Source organism: Vibrio sp. FF145 (assembly GCF_041439075.1).
Lineage (GTDB): Bacteria > Pseudomonadota > Gammaproteobacteria > Enterobacterales > Vibrionaceae > Vibrio > Vibrio tasmaniensis_A.
This window is the reverse complement of sequence record NZ_JBGONH010000106.1, coordinates 1-3,445: the sequence shown is the minus strand read 5'-3', so window position 1 is coordinate 3,445 and position 3,445 is coordinate 1. Positions and strand designations below refer to the sequence as shown.

4 protein-coding genes are annotated in these 3,445 nt (G+C 39.9%); all 4 read right to left on the bottom strand.

The features are described from left to right. Positions 1 to 50 precede the first annotated feature (50 nt). The gene (locus tag ACED42_RS21555; protein WP_371704105.1) at positions 51 to 410 is read right to left on the bottom strand and encodes a hypothetical protein; all 360 of its coding nucleotides are present in this window, start codon (positions 408 to 410) and stop codon (positions 51 to 53) included. Continuing rightward, positions 410 to 1,648 carry a hypothetical protein gene (locus ACED42_RS21550; protein WP_371704104.1) on the bottom strand — a complete coding sequence of 413 codons (1,239 nt, stop codon included), beginning with the start codon at positions 1,646 to 1,648 and terminating at the stop codon, positions 410 to 412. The genes ACED42_RS21555 and ACED42_RS21550 overlap by 1 nt, the downstream gene beginning before the upstream one ends. Further along, positions 1,649 to 2,152, bottom strand: a complete 504-nt coding sequence (locus ACED42_RS21545) for a hypothetical protein (RefSeq protein ID WP_133151818.1) — start codon at positions 2,150 to 2,152, stop codon at positions 1,649 to 1,651. It abuts the gene before it with no gap. Between the two features lie 134 nt (positions 2,153 to 2,286). Continuing rightward, positions 2,287 to 3,399 (bottom strand): ATP-binding protein, encoded by a 1,113-nt coding sequence (locus tag ACED42_RS21540; RefSeq protein ID WP_371704103.1) that lies wholly within the window; start codon positions 3,397 to 3,399, stop codon positions 2,287 to 2,289. Between the last annotated feature and the right edge of the window lie 46 nt (positions 3,400 to 3,445).

Below are 3,445 nucleotides of genomic sequence, written 5' to 3'. Positions count from 1 at the left end.
TGATCTTATTCTTCGCGCTGAAAGATTAGAATGCGGGGTTCATGACACGCTTACGCTTCTTTCGGTACATCTGGCTGGTTCTTTAACGGGATATTCACATTACCAGCTAAGCTAATTAGCTGCTGAAACACACCACCTTTAGCTGATTTCTCATTAATACTAGGGCCTGCTGCGTCCAACCTTGAATTACTACACTGTTGAAAGGTCAATAAATTTTGCCCCAATGCAGAAGTAAAATAATTATCAATTTCCCTCAATTCGGAGCGGGATACGAGAATTGAATTGCCACTAACAACCCCTACTTCCACGAGTCTGCAAACTTCAGTATTGGACTTGTTGGCAGATATCCTCTCCCTAGAACTGGCAACAATCCTCTTAGCTGCATTAATTAACGATCGAGATAACATCATTAAGCACCACCGATTGCTTCAAAAACAATGTCACTAATAATCACATTACCGTCATAAGGAAGTATTATTTCTCTTTCTTCCTTGATTTGGACAATGCTCTTCAAACCAATTTTTTGCGCACTAATGTATCCATCGACCAATAAAAGCCAGTCTTCTAATTCTATATTAAGGTCAAACATCATATAGCTTTGCGCAGCAGACAGAGGGAGAATGTTCAGATCAGCTTTAATAGCCTCAAACATTAATTCCAACGCTTCGTCTACCTCATTAAGTTCAAACTCTTCCTCATCTTCACGGACATCCATGACTTCGATACTGTCTAAATCTGAAACTTTGCCTTTTTTCCTCTCACCGCTAGCAAGAGCCCTTACAGCCAAATCAATTAAGTCATCAGCTTGAATATCACTGTTAGTATTTCCGTAGGCTCGTACTTCTGTTTCCGAAACATGAGACAAGCAGTCAGGCAAACATTCAATGGAATTTATAGATGGCGAAAAGGTTTTGTCTTCTTGGAACTTAGCGGCAAAAACATCAATAATGCGATTAAGCTTGGAAGATTTCTTATCTCGCTGAAGCTTTGCCAACATATCGACCATTTTTTTGTTTGATACATTTAAGTCCTTCAATGCTATATCGATTTTAGATTTAAGTAGCTTCAAAAGAATTCGCTCAAGGTGAATGTCTGTTTGCACCCACTCTCTTAACTTTTTCACACTTAAATGCTCGAAGATACTATTGATTCTACCGATCTCACGTTTGCATCGACCGATTTGACGAATTTTGTCATCAACATCAGTGACCATGCTAAATTCATCCGCAACGATCCTATGAAAAGAAGATACGGTCTCAACCAAGGCGTCATTTATCTCGACTGTTATCTCTCGAATTTCATCTAAGTAGTGTTGTTTTTTATCATCATTGAAGTCCTTAACTCGTCGGTAACTGTCAACGGCATAATCCAAGTTTTCAATCTGGTTAGAAAACTCACCATGACGCTCTCTGAATCTATAACGACTAGTTACCCTATCCAGTAAACGTTTAACAGACGAATGAACTTGGACTCCATGCTCATCATCTAAGTGATATGCCAACTGATGTTTTGTAAGCGCTGCAATTGCAGCTTTATTGCTTTCACTATGATGAAGTACTCCAGCATGCTCATAGCAAGCCTCGTCTACTACCTCAGTATGAGTACTCAGCGCTCGTACAGCTTCTTTTGACTCCACCTGTCGAGACATCTAAATTAACCCCATTTGAGTATCTAGTTGGTTTTCAGCATCAGCTTCGATTTCCAGCATCCCTTCATTAGTAGCGATAAACTCCAAAGTCTCATAAAGCAGCGACCATTTCGCTGTAGCAATAAAAAGAGAACCAGTTGAGGATGGAGATACAAAATATCCTTCTTGGACAAGGTAATCTAAGATCGACCGCAGCTTCGTTTTACTCTCTTTGCTTTTATGAGCTCTTTTAAGTTTATGTGCAATATGATCAAGCTGATTTTGAAGAGAGTTACTTTCCTCTATTGCTGCGAGTAACTCTGACTCCGATAGTTTGCCACCAGCCATTATAGGTCTTGAGTCTGAGTCAATATTTCGGGCTAGCTTTAGCCAAGTTATTATCCCTTCCATTGTCTGCGAAAAAACTTCAAAGTCTTTTAGTACTTCGTTTTTCTTACGAGTGTTATCTATGTTCTCGTATCCACAGTAAAAACCTAGCCCGTCTTGTGTTTCGACTGTTGTCATACTTATTCGAGACAAGTATTGGTTCATGTCACTTCGATTTCTGGTATCGGATAAATATGTGGACTCAATAGGAGTCGCATACTCACAGATCACTTTTTTACTCATGAGCAGTCGGAAAACCGATTCGAACTTATTCATTCAACCACCTCTATAGACTGATTTTGCTTCGACTCAGAAAGCAATGGATTGACTTTGCTTCTACGTCCGCCAATAAATGATTTAACACCTACATTCTTCACTATGTGATTTTTAGTCGCGAAGTATTTGTAAGTGGCTGGATGCAGATCTGGCTGAGCAGTGAACAAGCAAATACCTTTTTGAGCCATCATGTCGAATAAAATGGCCAGGTTAGAAATAGAGATTTTCCCTAATTCGTCTAGCGGCCAGTGAATAACAACGTCTTCATCCTGGCACAAGAATCGAGTCATCCCACAGAAAACAACGATAATAGCTAGTTTGGAAATCCCTTCGGAGCCGACCTTTTCTAGATCTTCATCATTTCGAACCACTGCTGGACGTCCATTCTCAACAATCGTTATCTCCATCTCGACCAAAGACTCTAGGTTTTTAGATATCTGAGCCTCTTTAAATGAAGCCAACAATTGCTTGAAAGAAGCAAGAAACGCTTTGGAAGGTAGACCTCTTGAGGTTTCGCCTGACCATTTATCCAACTCGAGGCTAAAGAGATTGAGGTCTTTCCAAAGATCAAAAGTATGGATCTTGCTTGATAGTTTGATGTGTATGCTGTCGATAGCAGGGAAAGGATTGCCTGTTTCAATCGACTTGTCCAAAGTGCTCGAAACTGAATCTACTTTACTGTTCACTTGTTTAAGGGTTTGGTGGTAGTTAGAAACCTGAGTCGAGATTGAACGAAGAGTTTCAATTTTCACGTCCCTAACATCTGGAATCACGTTTAGGACAAGCTCTTCAAGGTCTCCCAAGCAAGCAAGGGAAAATTGAGGACTATCGTAGTTGATAGCATATTCATAATTTTCTGAAAGCTTCGTCATGGTCGCAGAGCGCATCTGCTCCCACATCATTTTTATTTCATTGTTGTCGTCCAATCCTAAGATTGTGTTACTTACATCTTTTACTTTACTAACGATTTCTTTCTTAAGCGTGTTAATAGCAGTGATTTTGTCTGTCACTAAACTTACGGCATGCTCAACAGAATGAAATTCCGAATCTACAGAGACATCCTCTACGTTAGCTAAATCTGATTCATCGACCGCTTTTTCTAGGTTCATCGCGGATTAGCGGGAACTTAAAACAAAAACGGTAGTAAGTGATATG

Coding starts and splice junctions, on each gene's coding strand:
- ACED42_RS21545 (WP_133151818.1), bottom strand. CDS start 2,152: ATGACAACAGTCGAAACACAAGACGGGCTAGGTTTTTACTGTGGATAC.
- ACED42_RS21550 (WP_371704104.1), bottom strand. CDS start 1,648: ATGTCTCGACAGGTGGAGTCAAAAGAAGCTGTACGAGCGCTGAGTACT.
- ACED42_RS21540 (WP_371704103.1), bottom strand. CDS start 3,399: ATGAACCTAGAAAAAGCGGTCGATGAATCAGATTTAGCTAACGTAGAG.
- ACED42_RS21555 (WP_371704105.1), bottom strand. CDS start 410: ATGATGTTATCTCGATCGTTAATTAATGCAGCTAAGAGGATTGTTGCC.